At 70.8% G+C, this 24,428-nt stretch carries 20 protein-coding genes and 1 pseudogene; 8 read left to right on the top strand and 13 right to left on the bottom strand.

The annotated features are described in order from the left end of the window. Nucleotides 1–39 precede the first annotated feature (39 nt). The 8 genes and pseudogenes from J0I43_RS04130 to J0I43_RS04095 all read right to left on the bottom strand — a co-directional run bounded on the left by J0I43_RS04130 (nucleotide 40) and on the right by J0I43_RS04095 (nucleotide 7,387). Nucleotides 40–765 carry a creatininase family protein gene (locus tag J0I43_RS04130; RefSeq protein WP_292859472.1) on the bottom strand — a complete coding sequence of 242 codons (726 nt, stop codon included), beginning with the start codon at nucleotides 763–765 and terminating at the stop codon, nucleotides 40–42. Further along, the gene (locus tag J0I43_RS04125; protein ID WP_292859469.1) at nucleotides 762–1,742 is read right to left on the bottom strand and encodes an aldo/keto reductase; all 981 of its coding nucleotides are present in this window, start codon (nucleotides 1,740–1,742) and stop codon (nucleotides 762–764) included. The genes J0I43_RS04130 and J0I43_RS04125 overlap by 4 nt, the downstream gene beginning before the upstream one ends. 142 nt (nucleotides 1,743–1,884) lie before the next feature. Next, the gene (locus J0I43_RS04120; protein ID WP_292859466.1) at nucleotides 1,885–2,751 is read right to left on the bottom strand and encodes an AraC family transcriptional regulator; all 867 of its coding nucleotides are present in this window, start codon (nucleotides 2,749–2,751) and stop codon (nucleotides 1,885–1,887) included. A gap of 22 nt (nucleotides 2,752–2,773) precedes the next feature. After that, complete coding sequence (locus J0I43_RS04115) at nucleotides 2,774–4,060, bottom strand: cytochrome P450 (RefSeq protein WP_292859463.1); 1,287 nt, start codon at nucleotides 4,058–4,060, stop codon at nucleotides 2,774–2,776. A 31-nt stretch (nucleotides 4,061–4,091) separates the two neighbouring features. Further along, a complete protein-coding gene (locus tag J0I43_RS04110) occupies nucleotides 4,092–5,267 on the bottom strand; it encodes an FAD/NAD(P)-binding oxidoreductase (protein WP_292859461.1) in 1,176 nt (391 codons plus the stop codon). After that, nucleotides 5,264–5,461, bottom strand: a pseudogene (locus J0I43_RS04105) (ferredoxin); the annotation flags it as partial. The gene J0I43_RS04110 and the pseudogene J0I43_RS04105, both read right to left, overlap by 4 nt. 94 nt (nucleotides 5,462–5,555) lie before the next feature. Then, nucleotides 5,556–6,932: an MFS transporter gene (locus J0I43_RS04100; RefSeq protein ID WP_292860592.1), complete on the bottom strand. Its 1,377-nt coding sequence runs from the start codon at nucleotides 6,930–6,932 to the stop codon at nucleotides 5,556–5,558. A gap of 14 nt (nucleotides 6,933–6,946) precedes the next feature. Further along, nucleotides 6,947–7,387: a MarR family winged helix-turn-helix transcriptional regulator gene (locus J0I43_RS04095; protein WP_292859460.1), complete on the bottom strand. Its 441-nt coding sequence runs from the start codon at nucleotides 7,385–7,387 to the stop codon at nucleotides 6,947–6,949. A 293-nt stretch (nucleotides 7,388–7,680) separates the two neighbouring features. On the opposite strand from J0I43_RS04095, the gene J0I43_RS04090 reads away from it, so the two are divergent. Beyond that, complete coding sequence (locus J0I43_RS04090; protein ID WP_292859458.1) at nucleotides 7,681–9,093, top strand: HNH endonuclease signature motif containing protein; 1,413 nt, start codon at nucleotides 7,681–7,683, stop codon at nucleotides 9,091–9,093. A 3-nt stretch (nucleotides 9,094–9,096) separates the two neighbouring features. On the opposite strand, the gene J0I43_RS04085 is transcribed toward J0I43_RS04090, so the two are convergent. Beyond that, entirely contained in the window at nucleotides 9,097–10,728 is a 1,632-nt protein-coding gene (locus J0I43_RS04085) for a DHA2 family efflux MFS transporter permease subunit (RefSeq protein ID WP_292859455.1), read from the bottom strand. A gap of 66 nt (nucleotides 10,729–10,794) precedes the next feature. On the opposite strand from J0I43_RS04085, the gene J0I43_RS04080 reads away from it, so the two are divergent. From J0I43_RS04080 to J0I43_RS04060, 5 genes are read left to right on the top strand one after another with little or no spacing between them, the layout of a single operon-like run. Then, nucleotides 10,795–11,679, top strand: a complete 885-nt coding sequence (locus J0I43_RS04080) for an alpha/beta hydrolase (RefSeq protein ID WP_292859452.1) — start codon at nucleotides 10,795–10,797, stop codon at nucleotides 11,677–11,679. 10 nt (nucleotides 11,680–11,689) lie between these two features. Further along, nucleotides 11,690–13,405, top strand: a complete 1,716-nt coding sequence (locus tag J0I43_RS04075; protein ID WP_292859449.1) for a LuxR family transcriptional regulator — start codon at nucleotides 11,690–11,692, stop codon at nucleotides 13,403–13,405. 9 nt (nucleotides 13,406–13,414) lie between these two features. After that, complete coding sequence (locus J0I43_RS04070; protein WP_292859446.1) at nucleotides 13,415–14,464, top strand: biotin/lipoate A/B protein ligase family protein; 1,050 nt, start codon at nucleotides 13,415–13,417, stop codon at nucleotides 14,462–14,464. Beyond that, nucleotides 14,461–15,303 (top strand): DNA methyltransferase, encoded by an 843-nt coding sequence (locus J0I43_RS04065; protein WP_292859443.1) that lies wholly within the window; start codon nucleotides 14,461–14,463, stop codon nucleotides 15,301–15,303. The genes J0I43_RS04070 and J0I43_RS04065 overlap by 4 nt, the downstream gene beginning before the upstream one ends. A gap of 54 nt (nucleotides 15,304–15,357) precedes the next feature. Then, a complete protein-coding gene (locus tag J0I43_RS04060; protein ID WP_292859440.1) occupies nucleotides 15,358–16,818 on the top strand; it encodes a carboxylesterase family protein in 1,461 nt (486 codons plus the stop codon). On the opposite strand, the gene J0I43_RS04055 is transcribed toward J0I43_RS04060, so the two are convergent. After that, nucleotides 16,791–17,411, bottom strand: a complete 621-nt coding sequence (locus J0I43_RS04055) for a TetR/AcrR family transcriptional regulator (protein WP_292859437.1) — start codon at nucleotides 17,409–17,411, stop codon at nucleotides 16,791–16,793. The two genes, J0I43_RS04060 and J0I43_RS04055, sit on opposite strands and share 28 nt — an antisense overlap. Nucleotides 17,412–17,508: 97 nt before the next feature. Here J0I43_RS04055 and J0I43_RS04050 point away from each other — a divergent pair, with 97 nt between their 5' ends. Together J0I43_RS04050 and J0I43_RS04045 are read left to right on the top strand one after the other, a co-directional pair. Further along, nucleotides 17,509–18,810: an MFS transporter gene (locus J0I43_RS04050; protein ID WP_292859434.1), complete on the top strand. Its 1,302-nt coding sequence runs from the start codon at nucleotides 17,509–17,511 to the stop codon at nucleotides 18,808–18,810. A 25-nt stretch (nucleotides 18,811–18,835) separates the two neighbouring features. Beyond that, nucleotides 18,836–21,106: a glycoside hydrolase family 3 C-terminal domain-containing protein gene (locus tag J0I43_RS04045; protein ID WP_292859431.1), complete on the top strand. Its 2,271-nt coding sequence runs from the start codon at nucleotides 18,836–18,838 to the stop codon at nucleotides 21,104–21,106. A gap of 13 nt (nucleotides 21,107–21,119) precedes the next feature. Here J0I43_RS04045 and J0I43_RS04040 read toward each other — a convergent pair whose 3' ends face one another. The 3 genes from J0I43_RS04040 to J0I43_RS04030 are packed head-to-tail and all read right to left on the bottom strand — an operon-like array spanning nucleotide 21,120 to nucleotide 24,407. After that, nucleotides 21,120–21,971, bottom strand: coding sequence for an alpha/beta fold hydrolase (locus tag J0I43_RS04040; RefSeq protein ID WP_292859428.1), 852 nt, complete (start codon nucleotides 21,969–21,971; stop codon nucleotides 21,120–21,122). A gap of 19 nt (nucleotides 21,972–21,990) precedes the next feature. Beyond that, nucleotides 21,991–23,151 carry a galactokinase gene (galK, locus tag J0I43_RS04035; protein WP_292859425.1) on the bottom strand — a complete coding sequence of 387 codons (1,161 nt, stop codon included), beginning with the start codon at nucleotides 23,149–23,151 and terminating at the stop codon, nucleotides 21,991–21,993. After that, nucleotides 23,148–24,407 (bottom strand): galactose-1-phosphate uridylyltransferase, encoded by a 1,260-nt coding sequence (locus tag J0I43_RS04030; protein WP_292859422.1) that lies wholly within the window; start codon nucleotides 24,405–24,407, stop codon nucleotides 23,148–23,150. The genes galK and J0I43_RS04030 overlap by 4 nt, the downstream gene beginning before the upstream one ends. Nucleotides 24,408–24,428: the final 21 nt, after the last annotated feature.

Genomic DNA, 24,428 nt, shown 5'->3' with positions numbered 1-24,428 from the left:
CGCTCGAACCGGGGCGCTTCTGTGCGTGTGTGACGGTGCTCAGTCGGCACGCGCGAGCGTGGCGACCCAGGCCGTCAGGTGCGCGAACAGCGGAGCGGCGGCGTCGATGTCGAGCCCGCGGGGGTCGGCGCCGAAGATCCCGTGGAGGGGGTGGTCGCCGTGATGACGGCCGTGACCGTACGGGTCCTCGCTCGCGGGTGCGGGGTGGGTGGCGGCATCCGGCAGCAGGTCGACATGGACGAGCTCGGGCGCCACGGCGTGCAGCACGAGGGATTCGAACCGACCGGCGTGATCGGGGAGGACGGGCGGCTCGGGGGCCTGCCCGAGCGTCCGGGCGACGGCGCGGAGCCCGCTCCCGCGTGCGTTCCAGCGGTCGGCGACGCGCTCGATGAGCTCGCGCTGCGCGTCGGCGAAGTGCCCGCTGAACAGGATGGCACGGTGGACGCCCAGTTCGTCGAGGCGGGCGAGGGCCTCGCCGAGGAGCGCTTCGATGGCGTCCGGACGGTCGCTCATGAGCGTCCACGGGTAGCGGGCGTGCTCACCGCCGACGGCCTGATAGTACGGCGGCAGCACGACGCCGCCGTGCTGCTCGGCGGCGGCGAGGCAGAGGCCCTGCGCCGTCAAGGCGTCGAGCCCGATCGGCAGGTGCGGGCCATGGAACTCGAGCGAGCCGAGCGGCAGATAGGCGACGGATGCCACCGCGAGGCGACGTTCGATCTCGTCGGGGCTCAGCCGCTCGATCGCGGCGGGGGACGGTGTGCTCATACGTAGAAGTTCCTTCTCCACTCGAAGCCGGCGAGACGCTCGTGCAGGCCGTCGGCCAGACCGCGGCCGTCGGCGAACGACAGGTTCCGGGCGATCCGACGCTCGGAGGTCATGCCGACGATCGCCGTGGAGACGGCGGGGTCGTCGAGCACGAACCGCACCGCCGCCTCGTCGAGGCCGTCGTAGTCGCGCGCGGTGATGCGTTCGATCTCCTCGACGCGGGCGAGCGTCTCGGTGAACCGCTCTCCGCGGAATATCGTCTTGAGGACCGAGCCGTCTTCCCACGTGTCGTAGGTATCGGCCGTCCACGCGCCGCTGAGCGCGCCCGAGTCCAGGGCCACGCGGGCGATGATCGCCGTCTCCGACGCACGCGCCGCGGGGAAGAGCTCCCGCTCGGGCTGCTGTTCGAAGATGTTGTAGATCACCTGGATCGAGTCCACGAGGCCGGATGCCGCGAGTGCGACCCCCTCGTCGGGGCGATAGTCGCGCAGCGAGACGCCGATCCGGTCGATCAGGCCTTCGCTCTGCAGGGCGCGGAGGGTCTCCAGCCACTCGAGGTCGCGCAATCCGCCCGGCATCCAGCAGTGCAGTTGGTAGAGGTCGATCCGATCGACGCCGAGGCGGCGCAGCGACTGCTCCGCCTGCGCGCGCAGATACTCGGGACGGTACGCGGCGGCGATGTCGGGGTCATCGACGGACGGGTGCGGCCACTGCGGCGGCTGGACCTTCGTCGCCACATGGATGCGCTCGCCGCGCCACTGGGCGAGCGCCCGGCCGACGACCTCCTCGCTGTGGCCCGAGCCGTACATCTCAGCGGTGTCGACGAAGTTGATGCCCTCCTCGAACGCGCGGTGGAGAGTGCGGATGGAGGCCGCATCGTCGACGGCGCCCCACTGCCCGCCGAGCTGCCACGCGCCGAAGGCGACTTCGCTGATCTTCCACCCGGTGCGTCCGAACGGTCGTCGATGAACGGTCATGTGCTGGTGCGCTCCTTCACGCGTGCGGGCGCAGCTTCGTGCGCAGGGTCCCCTCGAATCTATGGAGGGGACGCGTGGCGGCGCCGGATGCCGAAGCGCAGAAACATGGACAGGACGATCACCCTCGTCGCGGGACCGCTGGTCAGGGACGCAGCGTCGCGCGCGCGAACTCGCTCGGCGCGACGCCGAACGCGCGGCGAAACGCACGAGAGAAGTACAGCGGATCCGCGTAGCCGACGAGCTGGGCGACCTCGCTCACACGCAATCCGGTCGTCCGCAGCAGGGTCGCCGCCTCGCGCAGGCGCAGCTGCCGGATCCACGCTTGCATGGACTCGCCGGTGTGCCGGGTGAAGAGTCGCTGGGCCGTCGCGGGGCTGCACCGTGCGGATTCGGCGACGCGCGCGACGGTGAGCGGCTCGGCGACGTGGTGGCGGATGAACGTCATCATCAGCTCGAGCGAGCCGGGAAGGAGCGCCTGGTGCGTGTGGGTGCGCGACCAGGCCGCGTTTTCGGCGAGGACGAGATGACCGAGCGCGCGGAAGTACGCCTCGTCATAGGGGCCTTCGCCGAGCCGTTCGATCGCGATCGTGCCGAACTCGGTGATGCGACGCGCGGCTGCGTTGCGCATCGACGACAGCCCGGGCCGGAACTGGGCGGCATCGCCGTGGCGCGCCGGATCCTCCAGCAGGGGATCCCCCGGCAGGAACGCGACGCGGGGCACCACGGGGGCGTTGCGATCGTGCCGCGGCACGACGTGGAGGGTGCCGATGTGGAACGGACCCCGCGTGTGCGCGCGGTACTCGACGCGGTGGTGCCAGGGGAGGCGCACCACGTGCTGAGCGTCGACCGCGAAGCGCTGCCCGCCTGCGAGGATCTCGCCGCCGCCGCTCACGATCCATACGAACGAGACGCTCATGACGTGTTCGTTGACGATCCGCTCGCCCGAGGCGAACCGGTACCAGTTCGCCCCGACGACGACCGGGTCGTCGTCGGGGCGAAGGGAGGTCACGAGGTCGATGCTAGCTCCGGGGTCAGGCCGGCGCGGCGATCGCGGCGGCGCCGTCGAGACGGACGATCACGGACCCCGCTTCGTACACCGCGACGGGGTGCGCGAACGGCTGCGGGCGGAGCTGCTCGGCATCCACGAGCGCGATGTCGGGGAAGTGCTCGAGCAGCGCGGTGATCGCCTCGCGGATCTCGACGCGCGCGACCTGCTGGCCGATGCAGCCGTGGATGCCGTAGCCGAACCCGATGTGCCCGAACGCGTCCCGCGACGCGTTGAAGCTCTCCGGGTCGTCGCCCCAGTGCGCGGGGTCGCGGTTCGCGGCGACGGGCGAGACCGACACCGAGGTCCCGGCGGGGATGAGTGTGCCCTCGACCTCGACGTCCTCGGTCGCCGTGCGTGCGAAGAGGGTCACGAACATCGCGCCGGCGCGCATGAACTCCTCCACGGCGGGGCGGATCCTCTCCGGCTCCCCTCGCAGCGCCGCGAGCTGGTCGGGGTGCGTGAGCAGGGCGACGGATGCCGTCGCGATGAGATACGCGACCGAGTCGCGGCCGGCGCCCATCAGCAGGCGCAGCAGCCCCTCGATCTCGATGCGGTCGAGGTCGGGGTTGGCGAGCAGGTCCGTGATGACGTCCTCGCCGGGGTCGCCGGCGCGCTCCTCCAGCAGCCCGCGGATGAAGTCGTACTTCTGCTGCGCCGTGGAGGGCTCGACGAACAGCGCGACGAACGTGTCGAAGTGGTGCTCCGGGATGCCGATGACGTGGCAGTGCGTCCGCGCCGAGATGTGCATGGCGTAGTCGCGCCACAGATCGACCTCGGGGCCCTTCTCGCGCAGTCGTTCGATCTCGGCGGCGACCATCGCATGGATCCACGGCTCACGCCCCCGCGCCTGCCGCACCGAGAAGCGGGGCATGACGGCACGGCGCAGCTTCGCGTGCTCCGCGCCGTCGAGATTCAGCAGGTTGAGCTCGTCGGAGGCGCGACCCGCCTCGTCGAGCTCACCGGGCAGCTCCAGCGGGACGGCCTCCGCCTCGGCCGTCGGCGCGTGCCCGCTGTCACCGTGGGCGGTCGCGTCGTCGACGGCGGGACCCACCGGCATCCGACTCGGGCGCATGCTGAAGCGCGGATCCTGCAGCACGCTCACGACGGCGTCGTAGCGCGTCGCGACGAGTCCCTCGTGACCATCCTGGAAGTCGAGCGGCGAGAAGGCGCCCTCCTCCCGCCAGGCGGCGAGCTGGGGCGAGGGCTTCAGTGGAGTGCCGTCGCCCGGGAGCGAGCGGGCGTGGAATGGGCAGGCAGCGGGGATCGACATCGATCGTCCTCCTTCGGGATGGGTGTTGAGGTCAGAGTGCGGCCGTAATCGGCGCGGCGGGGATGTGGATGGCGGCGCGCGCAGCGCGGAACGCGCGCGGGGTGGCGTTCCAGCCGACGACCCCACGCAGTTCGCCGTCGTCGTCGTGACTGCCGTAGAGGCGTCCGCGGGCGTCGTCATCGCCCGTGATGTCAGCGAGTGGCCGGGTGGTGTCGAACCAGCCGTAGGACTGGATGCGCGTTCCGTGGATCTCGGACCAGAACAGCGGCACGGGCGCCGGGCTCTCCGCGCCGTGCGCGAGACGCAGCGCCACCGAGAGCGCCTGCTCGATCGCGTAGCTCTGATGCTCGATGCGCCGCGGTGCGCCGGTCGCCGGATCGGTCCACGCCGCCACGTCTCCGACGGCCCAGACGCCCGGCACCGCGCGACCGACGACATCGCACACGACGCCGTCGGCGAGGTCGAGGCCCGCACCGCTCAGCCATGCGACCCGCGGGGAGCCGCCGATCATGGCGACGACGAGATCCGCCGCGCGCTCGCCGCCGCCCACGAGACGCAGGTGCGAGGTTCCGGATGCCGAGGCATCCATCGACTCGATCTCGGTGTGCAGGGCCAGTTCGACGCCGTGCTCCTCGTGCAGCCGGATCAGTTCTTTCGAGAGCAGGGTGCCGACGCCGCCGAAGCCGAGCGCGCCGGAGCGTCCGATGAGGAGGGTGTCGGCGTCGTGCTTGCGTGCGGCCGATGCGATCTCGGACCCGAGGATGCCGGAGCCGACGACGGCGACGCGACGCGCGCTCCGCAGGCGCTGACGCAGTGCGACGGCGTCGTCCATCGTGCGGAGCATGAGCGCCCCGGGCAGCGTCGGATGGCGGCGGGGCTCCGTACCCGTTGCGATGACGACCTCGTCGTAGGCGAGCGCGCCGTCGGTGGTGTGCACCGTGCGGGCGGCCACGTCGAGGCCGATGGCGGTGCACCCCGTGCGCACCTGGATGTCGAGTCCGTCGAGCTCGGCCGCGGTGCGGATCGCGGCGTCGGCCGGTTCCCACTCGCCCATCAGGATCTGCTTGGACAGCGGTGGGCGGGTGTACGGCAGGTGAGGTTCGTCGCCGACGAGGACGATCTCGCCGGCGAAGCCCTCCTGGCGCAGGGTCTCGGCGACCGTGAGGCCGGCGATGGATGCGCCGACGACGACGATGCGGCCGGTCACGGCGCGGTCAGGGCGATCGCACGCGCCGGGCACAGGCGCGCGGCCTTCGTCGCGGCATCCAGGTCGGCGCCCTGCGGCTCGGCCTCGAGCAGCAGCACGATCCCGTCATCGTCCTGATCGAACACGTCCGGTGCGACCAGCGCGCACTGACCTGCCCCGACGCAGGCGCTCGTCTGGACCACAACGCTCATCGGTACTCCTCTGTACTCGGTAGAACAATGCGGTCAATTCAAGTCGGACCTCGCCGTGATTCCCATGCAAACCGCGGTCAGAATATGGACAGAACGCTCACGCGCGCCGTGTGCGATCGGGCGCGACCTCGGGCACGTCGATGTCGGGGACGTCCATCTCGGGGAGGCGGATCGGCGTCGTCCCGGCGACTTCGTCGCTGAACTCCTCCGGGGCGACCGCGGCGACGACGGCGATCGGGCGCGTCTCGTCGAGAGTGAGGACGAACCGACGTGAGTCGTTGCGGTGCAGCCGGCCCGAGTACAGGAGCCAGCAGAACCCGATCGCGAAGGCGACGAGGCCCGCGACGCCGCCGACGCTGATCGCGACGCGGGGGCCGAACGTGTCGGCCACCCATCCGGCGATGGGTGCGCCGATGGGCGTCGAGCCCATCAGGATCGCCATGTACAGCGCCATCACGCGTCCGCGCAGCGCGGGATCGGTCGTTGTCTGCACGTACCCGTTGGCGGTCGTCATCATCGAGACGGTGCAGAACCCGACGAGTACGAGCATCGCGGCGTACAGAACGTACAGCGGCATCGTCGCCGAGACCAGCGAGACGACGCCGAAGCCCCCGGCGGCATACATGACGACGCGCATCCGGGCGCGGTCTCGGCGCGCCGCGAGCAGGGCTCCGGCCAGCGAGCCGATCGCGAGCACCGAGCTGAGCAGGCCGTAGCCGTCGGCGTTGCGGCCGAATTCGATCGCCATCGTCGACGCGAAGATCGGGAAGTTCATGCCGAACGCGCCGATGAGGAACACCATCGCGAAGGTCACCATGAGGTCGGGGCGCCCCCGCACGTAGCGGAAGCCATCGGCGAGACGTGCGGCTCCGGGAGCCTTCACGCGGGGCACGAGCTCGCCGGCACGGATGACGGCGAGGGCGATCAGCATCGCGAAGAACGTCAGTGCGTTGACGAGGAACATCCAGCCCGCGCCGACGAGGACGATCATCACACCGCCGATGGCGGGGCCGATGAGGCGTGCCGTGTTGAAGGATGCCGCGTTGAGCGCGACGGCGTTCGACGCGTTCTCCCGTGCGACGAGGTCGGAGACGAAGGCCTGGCGGGCGGGGCTGTCGAACGCGTTCGCGACGCCGAACATGAGCGCGAACATCCACATCAGCGGGAGGGTCATAACGTTCGTGAGCAGAAGGACGCCGACGGCGATGCCGAGCAGCATGAGCGACGACTGAGTGACCATCAGCAGCTTGCGCCGGTCGAACCGGTCGGCGACCCAGCCCGTGATCGGCACGAGTACGAGCGGTGGGCCGAACTGCAGCGCCATCGTCACGCCCATCGCCGTCGCGTCGTTGTCGGTCAGCTGCGTCAGCACGACCCAGTCCTGCGCCGTCGACTGCATCCAGCCGCCGATGTTGGACACGAGCGCGCCGATGAACCACACGCGGTAGTTGAAGAGCGACAGCGAGCGGAACATCGAGCCCCCGCCGCTCATCGTGCCGCCACCTCCCGCATGAGGTCGGCTGCCTGCCGGAGCAGGTCGCGCTGCTGCGGGCTGAGCTCGGCGAGGGCCTGCTCGAGCCACGAGTCGCGCCGGCGCACCGTCTCGGCGACGACGGCGCGGCCCTCGTCCGTGAGAGCGATGTTGACCTTCCGGCGGTCGGTCTCGTCAGGGGTGCGGGTCAGGTAGCCGGACTCTTCGAGGCAGTTGACGGTGCGATTCATCGACGGCGCCGTCACGCGCTCCCGGTCGGCGAGCTCGCCGAGCGTGTGTGCACCGTGGACGTTCAGTGCCGCGAGCACCGCGAACTGCCCGTCACTCATCGTGTCGACCGCGCGCTGCGAGCGGAGCCGCCGCGCGAGGCGGAAGGTCGCCATCCGCAGCGAGGATGCCTCGGTGGTGGTATCTGCGGGTGTGTGCGGCGAGCTCATTCTTTTCCTTAGCATAGCTCATTAGCCTTGCTAAGGAAACCGCCGATGCGGCCGCCGACTCGGTGATCGAGTGCCGACGGGTCGTGGGGTCGTGGAATCGGTGATCGAGTGCCGACGCGCAGCGGCGGTGTATCGAGATCACAAAACTATCGAACAAAGAGAGTATTCTCTCTTGCCCCCTGTTGCATTTCTGTAATACAATTGATCTATTGGCGATCGAGCCCTGGAGAGGGGCGCCTCGGTTCTGGAAGATGCCTCCAGACACAGTCCGTCTGACGTGTCCGGAGGTCCCCATGGTCGCTTTCTCGCCCCGCGAAGAGGCCATGGACGCTGCGCGGAGGCCGGGCGTCGTCGATCCGCACTGGACGGAGCTGTCCGCGCTGGTGTCACGCGCGGAGCGGAACCGCGCGGAGATGTCTCGGCTGCAGGCTGAACGTGCCGAGGTGTGCGCAGCGGCGCTCGATCTCGTGGCGTTGCGGGTCGGTCAGCGGCGCGCCGCTCGCCCCGGCGCGGGCGGGGAGGTGGGCGACACGATCCCGCTGCGTGAAGTGCTCGCCGAACTCGCCACAGTGCTGCACGTCAGCGAGCGCACGGTGTCGAACTGGCTGGGCGACGGGGCCGCGCTCGTCGGCACCTATCCCGCCACCCTCGCCGCTCTCCGAGAGGGGCGGATCGACGAACGCCACGCGTCCGCGATCATCGATGCCGGGATGCCCCTGCGTCCGGAGAACCGGGAACGCTACGAGGAGGCGATCCTCCCCATCGCCCAGAACGAGACAGCCTCCGCGGTGCGTGACTATGCCCGCGCGATCGCCGCACGCCTTCAACCCGACATCGTCGAAGACAACCGGCGCCGCGCGTTCGATGGTCGGCGCGTACGCACGTTCGACCTCGACGACGGCCTCAGCCGGCTCCTCCTGGACGCCCCCACGACGCTCGTCCGCGGCATCTACGAACGCCTCACGACGATGGGCATTGCGCAGGGCGAGGTGGATGCCGAGGCATCCGACTCGGCGTCGACCGACACCTCTGCGGACGCGAGCGTGAGCGACCTCGATCAAGCCCCCGACGAACGCACTCTCGACCAGCGCCGCGCGGACTTCATGTGCGACCTGCTGCTCGCTGGCGCGCCCGCAGCCGTCGGCGACGCCGGGCTCGGCGCAATCCGCGCGACCGTACAGATCACGATCCCGCTGCTCACGCTCGCGGGACTCGATGACGACCCCGCCCTCCTCGACGGCACGACTCCCATCGACCCGGGCACCGCCCGCGCGCTCGCCGCCGCCGCACCCTGCTGGCACCGTGTCATGATCCATCCGGTCACCGCAGAACCCCTGCGGCTCGACGTTTATCGCCCCGGCACGCACCTCCGCCGCTTGATCGCCGCCCGCGATCAGCATTGCCGATGGCCCGGATGCCGCCGCCCCGCGCATCGCGCGGACATCGACCACACCGTTCCTTTCGCCGACGGTGGGCGCACCCGCCCCGACAACCTCGAGGTTCTCTGCAGGAGCCACCACACGCTGAAACACGCCTCCCCCTGGCGAGTCATCCAGTGCGGGGGCGGAACACTCGAGTTCGTCTCGCCCACCGGCAGAATTCACCGCAACGATGCTCCTCCCGTCGTCGTCGCCCGAGCCGCCCCATCGCGTGGGGCGTCGCTCTTCACCACCGCTCGCGACCCCGCCGACGTTCCACCGTTCTGAAGTTCAATCGTGGGAGTCGACCTGGCCTGTGCTCCGCGACGACGATGACTCCACACCGGGGTGCTCCCGCCGCGACGCGCGCCCCAGCGGGATCGTCGCAAGCAGCCCGATCGCGAGGAACCCGGCGGCGGTGAAGGCCGCGAGCCGCGTGCCGTCCGAGAAGGCGGCTTTGGCGTCGGCCGCCGCATCCGCGGTCTGCGGGTTCTGTTCGAGCCCGGCGATCGCGGCGCCCGCGCTGTCGACGACCGACGACACGATCTGATCACGCTCGGCCGCCGGGAGGCCGCGGTCATCCAGCGACGACGACAGGATGCCGGCCGTGGACGAGAAGAGCACCGTCCCGAGGATCGCGATGCCGAGCGCCGACCCCACCTGGCGCGCGGTCGACTGCGTCCCCGACCCCTGCCCCGACAGCTCGACGGGCACGTCCTGCAGGATCACCCCGGTCAGCTGCGCCGTCGCGAGGCCCACCCCGAATCCGTAGACGAACAGCGCGGGCAGCAGCCACCCCCACGCGGCATCCGGTCCGACGACGAGGCCCACCCAGGCGATGCCGACGATCTCGGCCACGAGCCCCACCCGCACGATCAGGACGGGGCTCACCTTGCCGCTGGATGCCCCGGCGAACCCGCTCGCGACGAAGGACCCCACCGCGAGCGCGATCAGCACGAGCCCCGTCTGCAGCGCATCGAAGCCGAGCACGAACTGCAGCCAGATCGGCAGCGACAGGATGATGCCGAACTCGCCGAGCGCGACGACGAGCGCGGCGAGGTTGCCGCTGCGGAACGTCCTGATGGAGAAGAGCTTCGGGTCGAGCAGCGTCGCCAGCCCGGCGCGCGAACGGTGCCGCGCCCACAGCAGGAACGCGATGAGCGCGAGGACGCTGATCGCGAAAGCCACGGGCACCGGTGAGAGATCCCACGGCCACGTCCAGCCGCCGAGCGTGAACGGGTCGTTCACCGCCCACCAGCCGAGCGTGCGTCCCTCGATCAGCCCGAAGACGAGCGCACCGAACAGCGCCACCGACAGCACGGCGCCGATGACGTCGATGCGACCGGCACCGCCCTCCCGCGACTCCGACACCGTCAGCAGCACGCCGATGAAGATCAGGATGCCGAGGGGCACATTGATCCCGAACGCCCACCGCCACGAGAAGTCCGTCGTCAGCCACCCGCCGAGGAGCGGCCCGACCGCCGCCATGCCCCCGATCGTCGAGCCCCACACGGCGAACGCGATGCCGCGCTCCCGACCCCGGAACGTCGCGTTCAGCAGCGACAGCGTGCTCGGCAGCATCATCGCGCCGCCCACGCCCTGCACGAGTCGCGCTGCGATCAGGAGGTCGCCCGACGCCGCGAGACCCGCCGCGACGGATGCGCCCGCGAACAGCACGACGCCGGTCAGCAGCATGCGCCGACGCCCGAATCGGTCGGCGAGGGACCCGAAGAGCAGCAGCATCGACGCGAAGACGAGCGTGTACGCCTCCTGCACCCACTGCACCTGCGTCGACGAGATCTTGAGGTCGTCCACGATCGCGGGCACGGCGACGTTGACGATCGTCGAGTCCACGATGATGAGCGCAACCGCGAGGCTGATGAAGACGAGGCCGACCCAGCGGCGCGACGAGAGATCCTTCACAAATCGCTAGTTTAGCTAGCGAAGTCATCCGATGTAAGAGGGTATCTGCGTCACTAGACTCACGCCATGTCCACCCCCTCCGCAGACGGCAACGGCACCGAGCGCGCGTTCACCGATAGTTACGGCATCCGCATCGTCTTCGATCACTACGCGGCCGCGGCCGAACCTCGGGGCGTCGTGCAGCTCCTGCACGGAGTCGGCGAGCACGCCGGCCGCTATGGAGCGCTGATCTCACGGCTGACCGGCGCCGGGTTCATCGTGTACGCCGACGACCACCGCGGTCACGGACGCACGGGCCTCGGCCAGCACGGCGGCGACCATCGGAAGCTCGGCACGCTCGGCCCCGGGGGCCTGCGCGCCGCCAAGGAGGCGTGCGGGCAGCTCACGGAGCTCATCCACAGCGAGAATCCCGACCTTCCGCTCGTTCTCATCGGACACTCGTGGGGATCCTTCCTCGCGCAGATGCTCGTGAACGAGCACGCGGATGCCTACGATGCCGTCGTCCTGAGCGGTTCGGCCTTCCGGTGGCCCGGTTCCCTCAACGCGGGCGACCTCAACGCCCCGTGGAAGGCGCCCGGCGCGATGGGCACCGAATGGCTCTCGTCCGATCTCTCCGTCGGTCGTGCCTTCCTCGACGATCCGCTGACGACGACCGACTCCGTGCTCAAGCTGTTCGGCCCGGTCGACGGGCTGCGACTGTTCGGCAGGCCCGCCAGGAACCTCCCGCGCGACGTCCCGGTGCTCTTGATGGTGGGGCGCGATGACACGGTCGGCGGTCCGCGCAGCGTCCACCGGCTCGCCAATGCGTACCGCACGCGCTCCGGGCTCACCGACGTGACGACGCTCGTCTACCCGGGGGCGCGGCACGAGATCTTCAACGAGACGATCTCGCAGCAGGTCTCCGACGACCTGCTGGCATGGCTCGACGCGCGCTTCCCGATGCGGGGGTGATGGAGCTCACGTGAGGCCGACGGTCACGGAGGGCGGCGACGACGCGTGCGCCCTTCTCGATGAGACGCTCGTCGCGGTGTTCTCGGGCGACGCGGCAGCGCATCTGGCGCGGCTCGAGTCCGCCATCGCGCAGCTCGACACCGACGATCCGGGCGGCGCCGAGCGCAGAGCCCGCCTGGGCGTCGCGGCGGCGATGGCTGCCGTCATCGCCTGCCGGTTCCGCGCGGCAGCCGATCACGCGGCCGCCGCTGCTGACGCGTCGTCTGGTGGCAGCTCCGCTGTCGTCCGGATGGGTGGCGCCGCGGTGCTCATGACCGACGCGATGGTCGGCACGGCGCATGCGGAAGAGCGGGGGATCTCCCTCGCGGCCCTGCGCGTATCGACGGCATCCGACGCGGGCTCCGGGTCGTCGCGTCGTCGTCGCGACGACCTGCTCACGCGCTACCTCCTCGCCGAGGCGGCGCTCAGCGTCGCCGCTTTCGATGTCGCCGAACAGCTGATCGAGGAGTCGGGGCTGGCTCCGGGCCAGGTGACCGCGCCCGGCGAGGACGACGGCCGCATCGACGGCGCCGCGCTGACACTGCAGCTCCTCCGGGCGCGACTGCACGCGTTCCGCGGCACGTCCGGCCAGGCCCGCGACATCCGCGACGGGTTCATGCGCCACGGGGAAGGCGTGCCCGCTCGTGCCCTCGTCGTGCTGGACGCGATCGCCGCCTACGGCAATGCGCAGATCGGCGACCGGCGGAGCTTCGAACGGGCATCCGCGGAGGTTCTCCTCCGGGCGCGCGGTGACGTCAACTATCTGAGCGTGGGTTCGTGCCTCTATATCGGGTGGGGGATGCGGACACTCGGCCAGCTGCAGGCGTCCGCGGCGCTCCTCGCCGCCGTGGGCGGCACGGATCTGTCGCGCTGCAAGCTGTGGGACCGGGCCTTCGCGTACGAGATCATCATCCTCGCGGCGGCCCAGCGCGGCGACCTCGCGCGTGCCGAGGAGCTGCTCGATCGCGCCACCGAGCTCAGCGGCTACCTCGTCGCGGCATCCGCCGTGGCCCGGTCGCAGGGGGCGATCGCCGCGATGAGGGGCCGGTTGGACGAGGCACGCGCGCACGCCATCGCGTCGGTGGAGCTCGACGAGGCGCTCGGCTCGCACATCGAAGCCCTGCGCGGCCGTCAGCTGCACGCGAGCCTCGACCCCGACCCGGTCCGGGCCGCGGCGGCGCTCCGGGAGATCGCCTCGGAGGCCGACCGGCTCGGCGTCGAGTCCGTCCGCGCGCTGGCCGCGCGGGAGTGGCGCCGGCTCGCGGCCGCCCACACCGGCCTCGTCGGCGACCTCAGCGTGCTCAGCTCTCGCGAGCGTGAGATCGCCGCCCTCCTCGCGGAGGGCCACAGCAACCCCACGATCGCCCGGCTGCGTTTCCTCTCACTCGGAACGGTGAAATCGCACGTCGCCGAGGTGCTGGCCGTGCTCGGTGTCCGGTCCCGGGTGGAGCTCGCCGCCCGCTTGGCCGGAGCGCCGGTCGCGGGAGACGTCGCCGACCTCAGCCCGCGTCAGCTCGAGGTCGCTCGCCTGGTCGCGGCGGGCCGGCGCAATGCCCAGATCGCCGATCTCCTGGGCCTCAGCGAGCGCACGGTCGAGAAGCACGTCTCGGCGATCCTCGACCGTCTCGACGTCACCTCACGCGCGGCGATCGCGGCGCGCATCCCGCCGGGGGCACCGACCTCGTAGGCTGGAATCATGCACGGGGAGTACAAGGTTCCGGGCGGGAAGCTCGTCGTCGTCGATCTCGAGGTGACGGACGGCCGCATCGCCGACTTCCACCTTGCCGGAGACTTCTTCCTCGAACCCGACGACGCCCTGCAGGACATCGACGCCGCGGTCACGGGCCTGCCGGTGGAGACGGATGCCGCGGGCATCGCCGCCGCCGTCCGCGCCGCACTGCCCGAGGGTGCCCAGCTCCTCGGCTTCACGCCCGAGGCGGTCGGCACCGCCGTCCGCCGCGCGCTCGTCACCGCGCCGGGGTGGAAGGACTTCACGTGGGAGATCGTCCACGAGAAGGCGGTGTCGCCACGCATGAACCTCGCCCTCGACGAGGTGCTCACAGGTCGCGTCGGCGCGGGGCTGCGCAATCCCACACTGCGGATCTGGGAGTGGAACGAATCGGCGGTCGTGATCGGCTCGTTCCAGTCCTACCGCAACGAGGTCGACCCCGAGGGGGCCGCCCGCCACGGCTACGACGTCGTGCGGCGCATCTCCGGCGGCGGCGCGATGATGATGGGCGCAGGGTCGATCGTGACGTACTCCCTGTACGTGCCGGCATCCCTCGTCGCGGGTCTCACGTTCGCCGACTCCTACGCGTTCCTCGACGACTGGGTGCTGCAGGCGCTGCGTTCCCTCGGTGTGGATGCCACGTATCAGCCGCTCAACGACATCGCCTCGTCGAAGGGCAAGATCGGCGGCGCCGCCCAGAAGCGGCTCGCCGGGGGCGGCGTGTTGCACCACGCGACGATGTCGTACGACATGGACGGTCAGGTCATGACCGAAGTCCTCCGGATCGGGCGCGAGAAGCTGAGCGACAAGGGCACGACGTCCGCGGCGAAGCGGGTCGATCCGCTGCGGTCGCAGACCGGCCTGCCGCGCGAGGCCATCATCGAGCGCCTCAAGGACACGTTCGCGAACCTCTACGGCGCGCAGCCCGGTCATATCACCGAAGAGGAATATGCCGAGGCCGAGGCGCTCGTGGCGTCCAAGTTCGCGACGGATGCCTGGCTGCACCGCGTTCCGTGACCGTCGAGATCATCCACGGCGACAATCTCGAGGTCGCCCGGTCGCTGCCGGACGCGAGCTTCACGCTCGTCTACCTCGATCCGCCCTTCAACACCGGTCGGTCACGGACGCGCACCGACAGCGCCGCGCCGCGCACGGGGGAGCGCGGGACGCAGACGGGCTTCCGCGGCACCGGGTACGCGCGTCTGCGGGGCGGCGTGCGCGTCTACGACGACCGCTTCGACGACTACGAGGCCTTCCTCGCGCCGCGCCTGCGCGAGGCGCGGCGGCTGCTGACGGACGACGGAACCCTGTACCTGCACCTCGACTACCGCGAGGCGCACTACGCCAAGGTCCTGCTCGACGCGCTCTTCGGACGCGAGTGCTTCCTCAACGAGCTCATCTGGGCGTACGACTACGGCGCCAAGTCGAAGCGGCGCTGGCCGACCAAGCACGACACGATCCTCGTGTACGTCAAGGATCCGGACCGCTATTGGTTCGACTCCGACGCCGTGGACCGGGAGCCCTACATGGCTCCCGGGCTCGTGTCGGCCGAGAAGGCCGAGCGCGGCAAACTCCCCACCGACGTCTGGTGGCACACGATCGTGCCGACGGGCGGCGCGGAGCGGACGGGTTATCCCACGCAGAAGCCCGAGGGGGTCCTGCGGCGCATCGTGCAGGCATCCAGCCGCCCCGGAGACCGGGTGCTCGACCTCTTCGCGGGCAGCGGGACGACCGGGGCGGTGGCGGCGGCCCTCGGACGCGATGCCGTGCTGGTCGACGACAATCCCGAGGCGATCGCCGTCATCCGCCGGCGGATTCCGGATGCCGTGATGAGATCGGGCGACCCGCAGGGCTAGTCTGATTCCCGAACGTCACACGGTATTGAGGTGGAAGGCTCGAGGAGGAGCGCGATGGGTCCCGAAGAGTTCGTCGACGTCGACACCGTCTCGGGCCGCGTGCGCGGCCGATGGCGCGAGATCCCCGACTCGAACGCGCGATCGGCCGCGTTCCTCGGCATCCCGTTCGCGCAGGCGCCCGTCGGCGAGCTGCGGTTCGCGGCGCCGGAGCCGGTGCCCGCGTGGGAGGGCGTGCGCGACGCGCTCGCGTTCGGTGCGACGGCTCAGCGCGGCGACCCCGGGGTGACGCTCATCCCCGAACCGAGTGTGCCCGGCGACGCGACGCTCAACGTCAACGTCTTCACCCCCGATCCGACCGCGACGGGTCTGCCCGTCCTCGTCTGGATCCACGGTGGCGGCTTCTTCGCCGGTTCGCCCGCGAGCCCCTGGTACGACGGCCGAGCGTTCAATCGCGACGGCGTCGTGACCGTGTCGCTCTCGTACCGGCTGGGGTTCGACGGCTTCGGCTGGATCGACGGCGCGCCCTCGAACCGCGGCGTCCGCGACTGGATCGCCGGCCTCGAGTGGGTGCAGCAGAACATCGCCGCGTTCGGCGGCGACCCGGGCCGTGTGACCATCGCGGGGCAGTCGGCCGGCGGCGGCGCCGTGCTGACGCTGCTCGGGATGCCGAGCGCGCAGCACCTCTTCCACGGAGTGTGGTCGCTGTCGGGCGCCCTCGCCGACGTGTCGCGTGAGCGGGCGATCGCGCTCGCCGAGAAGCTCGCGACCGCTGCGGGCGTCGCCTGCGACCGCGCCGGTTTCGCGACCCTGTCGGAAGAGCGTCTGCTCGAGGTGCAGCGCGCCGCGACGGCGATGACGCCGGCCGCGATGTCCGAGATGATGACCACCGGGCTGGGGCTCGGCCCCACCGTGGACGGTGACCTGCTCACGATGTCGACGGTCGACTCGCTGCGTGCCGGCGTCGGCGCGGACAAGCCGCTCGTCATGGGGACGACCGATGACGAGTTCACGATGGCGCTGATCGGTCAGGAGAAGCTGATGCGCTGGATTCCGCGCCGGGTCGTGCTCGGCAGGCTCGGGCTGACCGGCACCGTTCGCCGCGACTATCTCGCGGCGAACGCGGATGTCGCGAAGCTCAGCACGGCCCGCGTCGCGGGCAGGTATCTCACCGACCGCATGTTCCGGGCGCGGCTGCCGATCATCGCCGATGCGCGTGGTGACGCGCCGTCGTGGGCGTACCGGTTCTCGTGGCCGTCCGGCGCGTTCGGCTTCGCCGAGCACTGCCTCGACGTGCCGTTCTTCTTCGACTGCCTCGACGGCCCTGCCATCGAGGCGCTCGCGGGCCCGCAGCCGCCGCAGGAGCTCGCCGAGCGCATGCACTCGGACGCGGTCCGCTTCGTGGTGTCCGGTGCGGTGCCGTGGCCGCGCTGGGTCCCGGACGAGACGGCGCGGGTCTACGACGTCCCCGTGCGCGACCAGGGGGATGCCTACGCGTCGGTCGCGCCGCTGCGCTGAGCCGTCAGAAGCGTGAAGACGGCGTCGATCGTCGCCGCCATATCGACGTCGGGGTCGAGCATCCACTGCAGCTGCATGCCGTCCGCGACGGCCTGCAGGATGCGGGCGAGCGTCTCGGCGTCGACGTCGGAGGTGAGCGCGCCCTCCCGCTGGGCGCGCTCGAGCGCGTCGACGTAGAGGACTCGCAGTCCGGCGCCGCGCGCGAGGAAGTAGTCGTGCGCGGGGTGGGCGGGGTCCGCGGCATCCACCGCGAGTCGTGAGAAGAGGTGGACGAGCCCGGGGACGTCGGTGTTGTGGCGCACGACCGCGACGTAGCCCTCGTGCAGCTCCTCGGCGGTCGCGCTGGTCGCATCGACGCCGCCGAAGAGCGCGGCATCCACCTCATCGCGCTTCCGCAGGATCTCGGTGAAGAGCTCCTCCTTCGAATCGAAGTAGTGCAGCAGCCCCGCCTGGCTCAAGCCGACGGCGTCGGCGATCGCACGCACCGAGGCCCCCGCGTAGCCCTCGCTCGCGATGACGTCCAGGGCGCGCTCGAGGATCTCCTCGCGCTTGGCGATTCCTTTCGCGTACGAGCCGCGTCGTTTCTCGCTCATGGGAAGAGTTAAGCGAAGAACGGTTGATTTTCAAAACCTAGTGTCATATGGTTTTCGCGGTGGCGCTCAGGGTGAGCGCCGAGAGGACTTGACGACGATGTCAGATTCGCCCACCGTGCCGTCCGCACCGATGACCGAGAACACGTTCATCGCACAGGCTTCCGGGCAAGACGATCCGCCCGCTCCCGTGAAGGGTCTGCGGCGACTGCTGTGGTGGATCTTCCCCGCGAACGTCGCGGTCTTCATGGTGTGGGGTGCGGTCCCCGGCATCCTGCTGCCCCACCAGGTGACGCTCGCGTTCGGCGAGGCGAATCAGGCGAACGTCGCGAACCTCGCCATCATCTCGACGATCGGCGCGTTCGCCGCGATGGTCGCCCAGCCCATCGCGGGCCAGATCTCCGACCGCACGCGGTCGCGCTTCGGGCGCCGCGCCCCGTGGATCGTCCTCGGCGCTCTCGCCGGCGCGCTCTCGCTCATCGGGCTCGCGTTCGCGTCGACCCTCGTCGGCTTCATCATCGCCTGGACGCTCGTGCAGATCTGCTACAACTTCGCCCAGGGCCCGCTGTCGGCGATCATGCCCGATCGCGTCCCGCAGGCACGCCGCGGCACGTTCGCCGCGATCACCGGGATCGGCCTCATGGTCGGCGCGATCGGCGGCCAGATCGTCGGGTCGCTGTTCTTCAACAGCATCACCGCCGGCTACATCACCTTCGCGGTGCTGTCGGTCGTGATCCTCACCCTCTTCGTCGTGGCCAACCCCGACCGATCGAGCACGCGCATCACGCCCGAGCCGTTCAGCCTCGGCGAGTTCCTGCGCACGTTCTGGGTGAACCCGGTCGCGAACCCCGACTTCTTCTGGGCGTTCACGGGGCGCCTTCTCCTGTACACCGGCTACTTCGCCGTCACGGGCTACCAGCTCTACCTGCTGCAGTACTACTTCCACGTCGACCACCCCGAGACCGTGATCCCGATGCTGGGGCTCCTGAGCCTCGTCGGCATCATCATCTCGACGGCGGTCTCCGGGCCGCTCTCCGACCGGGTCGGCCGCCGCAAGCCCTTCGTCTTCGGCTCCGCCGCGTTCGTGAGTCTCGCGTTCCTCCTGCCGTGGATGTGGCAGGACATCACGGCGTGGATGATCATGACCTTCATCGCCGGCTTCGGGTTCGGCATGTTCCAGGCCGTCGACACCGCCCTCATCAGCGAAGTGCTGCCGTCGGCGAAGTCCTTCGCGAAGGATCTCGGCGTCGTCAACATCGCCGCGACGCTGCCGCAGACCCTCGCCCCCGCCGTCGCCGGCGCGATCGTGCTCGCCGTCGGATACGCGGGGCTCTTCCCCGTCGCGATCGTCCTCGGTATCCTCGGCGCCCTCGCCATCTGGCCGATCAAGTCCGTCCGCTGACACGCCTCCACGAAAGGAACCGCCCATGGCCGACATCTCGGCATCCGACCTCACCCTCGAGGAGAAGGCGTCGCTCACCAGCGGCGCGAGCTTCTGGTACACCAAGCCGATCGATCGGGTGGGGCTGCCGGCGATCATGCTCACCGACGGCCCGCACGGCCTGCGCAAGCAGCGCGAGGGCGGCGACCACCTCGGGATGGGCGACTCGGTCCCCGCGACCTGTTTCCCGCCGGCTGTGGGTCTCGGTTCGTCGTGGGATGTCGATCTGATCGAGCGTGTCGGCCGCGCGCTCGGCGCGGAGACCTCGATCGAGAACGTCGCGGTGCTGCTCGGCCCGGGCATCAACATCAAGCGCTCGCCGCTGTGCGGCCGCAACTTCGAGTACTTCTCCGAGGACCCGATCGTCTCGGGCGTGCTGGGAACGGCCATCGTCCGCGGCATCCAGTCGCAGGGCGTGGGCACGTCGCTCAAGCATTTCGCGGCGAACAACCAGGAGGAGGACCGCATGCGGATCTCGTCCGACGTCGACCCCCGCCCGCTGCGCGAGATCTACCTGCGCGGCTTCGAGCGGGTCGTGAAGGATGCCCAGCCGTGGACCGTCATGTGCGCCTACAACAAGATCAACGGCGTCTACGCGTCGGAGGACCCGTGGCTGCTGACCCAGGTGCTGCGCGATGACTGGGGGTACGACGGGGTCGTCGTGAGCGACTGGGGCGCTGTCAACGACCGCGTGAAGGGGCTGCCGGCGGGCCTCGACCTCGAGATGCCGTCGTCGAACGGCGTCACCGACCGCCAGCTCGTCGCCGCGGTGCACGACGGATCGCTCGACGAGGCGGCGCTGGATGTCGCCGCGCAGCGCGTGATCGACCTCGTCGAGAAGGCGCAGGCCGGCGCCGGGCGCGTCTCCGGTCCGCTCGACGTCGACGCGCATCACGCGCTCGCCCGCGAGGCGGCGGGTCGCTCAGCCGTGCTGCTGCAGAACCAGGAGGGCCTGCTCCCGCTGCGCCGTGACGCGAAGCTCGCCGTCGTCGGCGCGTTCGCCGAGAAGCCGCGCTACCAGGGCGCCGGTTCGTCGATGATCAACCCCACGCGCCTCGACGACGCGCTCACCGCGATCCGGGCGGCGGCGGGCGGTGACGTCGCGTACGCGGCCGGCTTCTCGGTCGCGCCGGGAGCGACGGATGCCGAGCAGACGGCCCTCCGCGAAGAGGCCGTCGCCGCGGCATCCGGCGTCGACACCGTCGTGCTCTTCCTCGGGCTCCCCGCACGCATCGAGTCGGAGGGGTACGACCGCACCGACATCGACCTGCCCGCGGAGCAGCTGGCGCTGCTCGACGCGCTGCTCGAGGTCACCCCGAACATCGTCGTCGTGCTGTCGAACGGCGGCGTCGTCGCGCTGCCGTTCGCCGGCCGCGTGCCCGCGATCGTGGAGGCCTGGCTGCTCGGTCAGGCCGGCGGCTCTGCGACCGCCGACGTCCTGTTCGGTGATGTCAACCCGTCGGGCAAGCTCACCGAGACGATCCCGCTGCGGCTGTCGGACACCCCGGCGTACCTCGACTTCCCGGGAGAGTTCGGGCACGTCCGCTACGGCGAGGGACTGTTCGTCGGGTACCGCTGGTACGACGCGCGCGGCCTCGATGTCGCCTTCCCCTTCGGACACGGGCTGTCCTACACGACCTTCGCGTACGGGGATGCCTCGGCATCCGTCGGCGCCGACGGCGATGTCGTCGTGACGGTGCCGGTGACGAACACGGGGGCGGTCGCCGGTCGCGAGGTCGTGCAGGCGTACGTCGCGCCGGTCGCCTCGGCGGTGCAGCGCGCGCCGCGGGAACTCAAGGCTTTCGCGTCCGTCGCGCTCGAGCCCGGGGAGACCCGTTCGGTCTCCCTGACGGTGCGTCGCGACGACCTCGCCTACTGGGACACGCGCGTCGACCGCTGGGTCGTCGAGGGCGGCGAGTACACGGTCGAGGTCGCGGCGTCGAGCCGTGACGTCCGGTCGACGGTGACGGTCGCGATCGACGGCGACCAGGTCGTGCTGCCGCTCAGCCGCGAATCGTCGATGGGCGAGGTCCTGGCGCACCCGATCGCCGGCCCGATCATCCAGGCCGCGATCGCCCAGATGATGCAGGGCATGGAGGGCGTCGCCGACATCATGCCCGAGGGCGTCGATCCGACCGCGATGATGGCGTCGTTCCCGTTCGGCCGCATCTCGATGATGGCCGGCGACGCGGCATCCCCCGAGATGATCGACGGCCTCATCGCGATGGCCAACGCCGGGGGCGCCCCGCAGGCCTGATCTCGTCGCGCGGTCACGCGCGCAGGAACGCGAGCAGCGCCTCGTTCACCTCGGCGCCGTGCGTGCGCAGCAGGCCGTGCGGGGCGCCGTCGATCTCGACATAGGTGAGCGGCGTCGCCTCCGGCACGAGTTCGCGGAACCGCCGCGCGGTCTTGTCGATCGGCAGGATGTTGTCGGCCGTGCCGTGCAGGATGAGGGTCGGCACGGTGATCGCGGGGATGTCCCCGCGGAAATCGGTCGGCCACGTCAGGGGCGCGGCCGCGATCGCGGCGTTCCCCGCGAGGCCCGCCACCTGCACCGAGGCATCCACCGCCTCCTGCGAGATGCGGGAACCCAGATTGTCGTCGAGGTTGTAGAAGTCGCGGAAGAACCCGGTGAGGAACGCGTACCGGTCCTCCGCGACGGCGGTCGCCGTGCCGTCGAAGTACGCCTGGTCGCCGGCGCCGTCCGGGTTGTCGTCCGTGATGAGGAGATACGGTTCGAGCGAACCGAGGAAGGCGACCTTCGCGACGTGGCTCGCGCCGTAGCGCGACAGGTACCGCGCGATCTCGCCCGTTCCCATCGAGAAGCCGACGAGCACGGCGTCTTCGAGCTCGAGATCGTCGACGAGCGCGTGCAGATCGGCCGCGAACGTGTCGTAGTCGGAGCCCGTCGCCGTCTTCGTGGAGGCGCCGAACCCGCGCCGGTCGTACGCGATCACGCGGTACCCGGCATCCAGGAGAGCCCGGCTCTGCAGGTCCCACGATTCGCCGTTCAGCGGGAAGCCGTGGATGAGGACGACGGGCTGAGCGTCCGCCGGTCCGTGATCGGTGTAGAAGATCTCGATGTCGGCCGAGTTCTCGGTGCCGACAGTGATGAAGGCCATGGTCCGACGCTACCCTCGCTCACGCGTCGCGGCGAGCCCCCTCCGACGGACGCACGGTGAAGATGTGCGGTGCGCCGAATCCGGCCTCGGCGAACGCCGCCTCGACCGCCGCGGTCACGTCGGCGACGAGGCCCGCGTCGACGAGGGCGATCGCGGCGCCGCCGAAGCCGCCGCCGGTCATCCGCGCGCCGATCGCGCCGGCGGCGCGTGCCGCCTCGACCGCCGTGTCGAGCTCGGGCACCGAGATCTCGAAGTCGTCGCGCATCGAGGCGTGCGAGGCATCCAGCAGTCCCCCGATCGCGCGGGGGCCGTCGGCGCGGAGCGTCGCGACGGTGTCGAGCACGCGCTGATCCTCCGTCACCACGTGACGCACGCGGCGGAAGGTGACGTCGTCCATCAGCTCCTGCGCACGCGGCAGGTCGGCGACGCCGAGGTCGCGCAGCGCCGGAACGCCCATGATCGCCGCGCCCCGCTCGCACGCGGCGCGGCGCTCGCCGTAGCCGCCGGTCGAGTGCGCGTGGGTCACGCGGGTGTCGATGACGAGGAGTTCCAGGCCCGCGGGGGCGAACCCGAGGTCCGTGACCTCGGCATCCAGCGTCCGGCAGTCGAGGAACGTGCCGGCGTCGGTGCGGCCGAGGAGGGATGCCATCTGGTCCATGATCCCGGTGGGGGCGCCGACCGCCTCGTTCTCGGCCCGGCGTCCGACCTTCGCGAGCGCGACGCGGTCCTGGCCGAGGCCCCAGACGTCGTTCAGGGCGACCGCCGTCGCGCCCTCGATCGCCGCGGACGACGAGAGCCCCGCGCCGACGGGCACGTCGGAGCGGAAGACGAGGTCGACGCCCGGCACGGATGCCGCACTCCGCCTCGTCGCCCGAAGGAGCGCCCACGCGACGCCGAGTGGATAGCGCGCCCATTCGACGACCTCGTCGCGGCGGCCGGGGAAGAGGTCGTCGAGGTCGGCGAGGGCGACCTCGACCGGGTCCGGGTCGAACGACGACGAGACGCGGATGCGGCCGTCGGCGCGCACCGCGAGGTCGACGCTCGTGCGGTACTCGATCGCGAACGGGAAGACGAAGCCGTCGTTGTAGTCCGTGTGCTCGCCGATGAGGTTGACGCGGCCGGGCGCTGACCAGGTGCCTTCGGCTCGGGCAGACCAGGTTGCGGACGTGGGCGTGCTCACAGCGTCACTCCTTCGACGGCTTCGCGAAGCCGGGTGGCGGCGGTCTCGGGGGGGACATCGCCGATCCAGGCGCCCATCGCCGCCTCGGAGCCGGCGAGGTACTTGAGCTTGTCGGCCGCGCGTCGCGGGCTCGTCAGCTGCAGGTTGAGGCGGACCGTGTCGCGGCCGACGTGCACGGGGGCCTGGTGCCACGCGGCGATGTAGGGGGTTGGGGCCCCGAGCACGGAGGCTCCGCCCGACGCGTCAGCGGCGGGTGGAGTGTGCTTGGGGAGTGTGTCGTAGAGCGCGTCGATGCCGCGCAGCAGCCGCAGGTAGAAGGGGGCGAGTTCGTCGCGCTCGGCATCCGTCAGCGCGGCGAGATCGGGGACGTGGCGGTGCGGCAGGACGTGCAGCTCGATGGGCCACCGCGCCGCGAACGGCACGAACGCGGTGAAGTGCTCGCCGCGCAGGACGACGCGCGGGCCGTTCTGCTCGAACTCGAGGATGCGCTCGAAGAGGTCCGGCGCGGTGCGGTCGATCGAGTCGAGCAGGCGGAGCGTCCGCGGTGTCACATACGGGTAGGAGTAGATCTGCCCGTGCGGGTGGTGCAGGGTGACCCCGATCGCCTCGCCGCGGTTCTCGAACGGGAAGACCTGCTGGATGCCGGGCAGCTGCGACAGAGCGGCGGTGCGGTCGGCCCACGCCTCGATGACGGTGCGCGCGCGGGTGACCGTCTGGGTGCCGAACGAGCCCGTGTGCTCGGGGGAGAAGCAGACGACCTCGCATCGGCCGACGCTCGTGCGGGTGCGGCCGAGCCCGAGGTGGGCGAGGTCGTCGAGCCCGCGCGGCGGGTCGGCGGCGACGGGGGCGTCTCCCGTGGCTTCGGCGATGCCCGTGACCTCCGCCAACGCGGGGCCGAACGACGGCGAGCGGTTCTCGAAGACCGCGACATCGTAGGACGACGGGATCTCGGACGGGTTGGTCGGTGTCTGCGGGGCGAGCGGGTCGAGCTCGGCGGGCGGGAGGAAGGCGCGATTCTGACGGGCCGCGGCGACCGAGATCCAGTCGCCGGTGAGGATGTCCTGGCGCATGGTGGCCGTCTCCGGGCGGGGGTCGAGCGTGCGGGCATCGACCGCGCGCGCGGCGCCGGGGGTCGTACCCGGGTCGTCGAAGTAGATCAGCTCGCGCCCATCGGCGAGGCGGGTGGGCCGCTTGACGACGCCCCCGCCGAGGGGGAAGGCGGGCAGATCCTGCGTGCGAAACTCCGTTATGTTCACGATCACACGGTACCTCAGCGA

The organism is Microbacterium sp. (assembly GCF_017305435.1).
Classification (GTDB): domain Bacteria; phylum Actinomycetota; class Actinomycetes; order Actinomycetales; family Microbacteriaceae; genus Microbacterium.
This window is presented reverse-complemented; position numbering and strand designations above follow the sequence as displayed.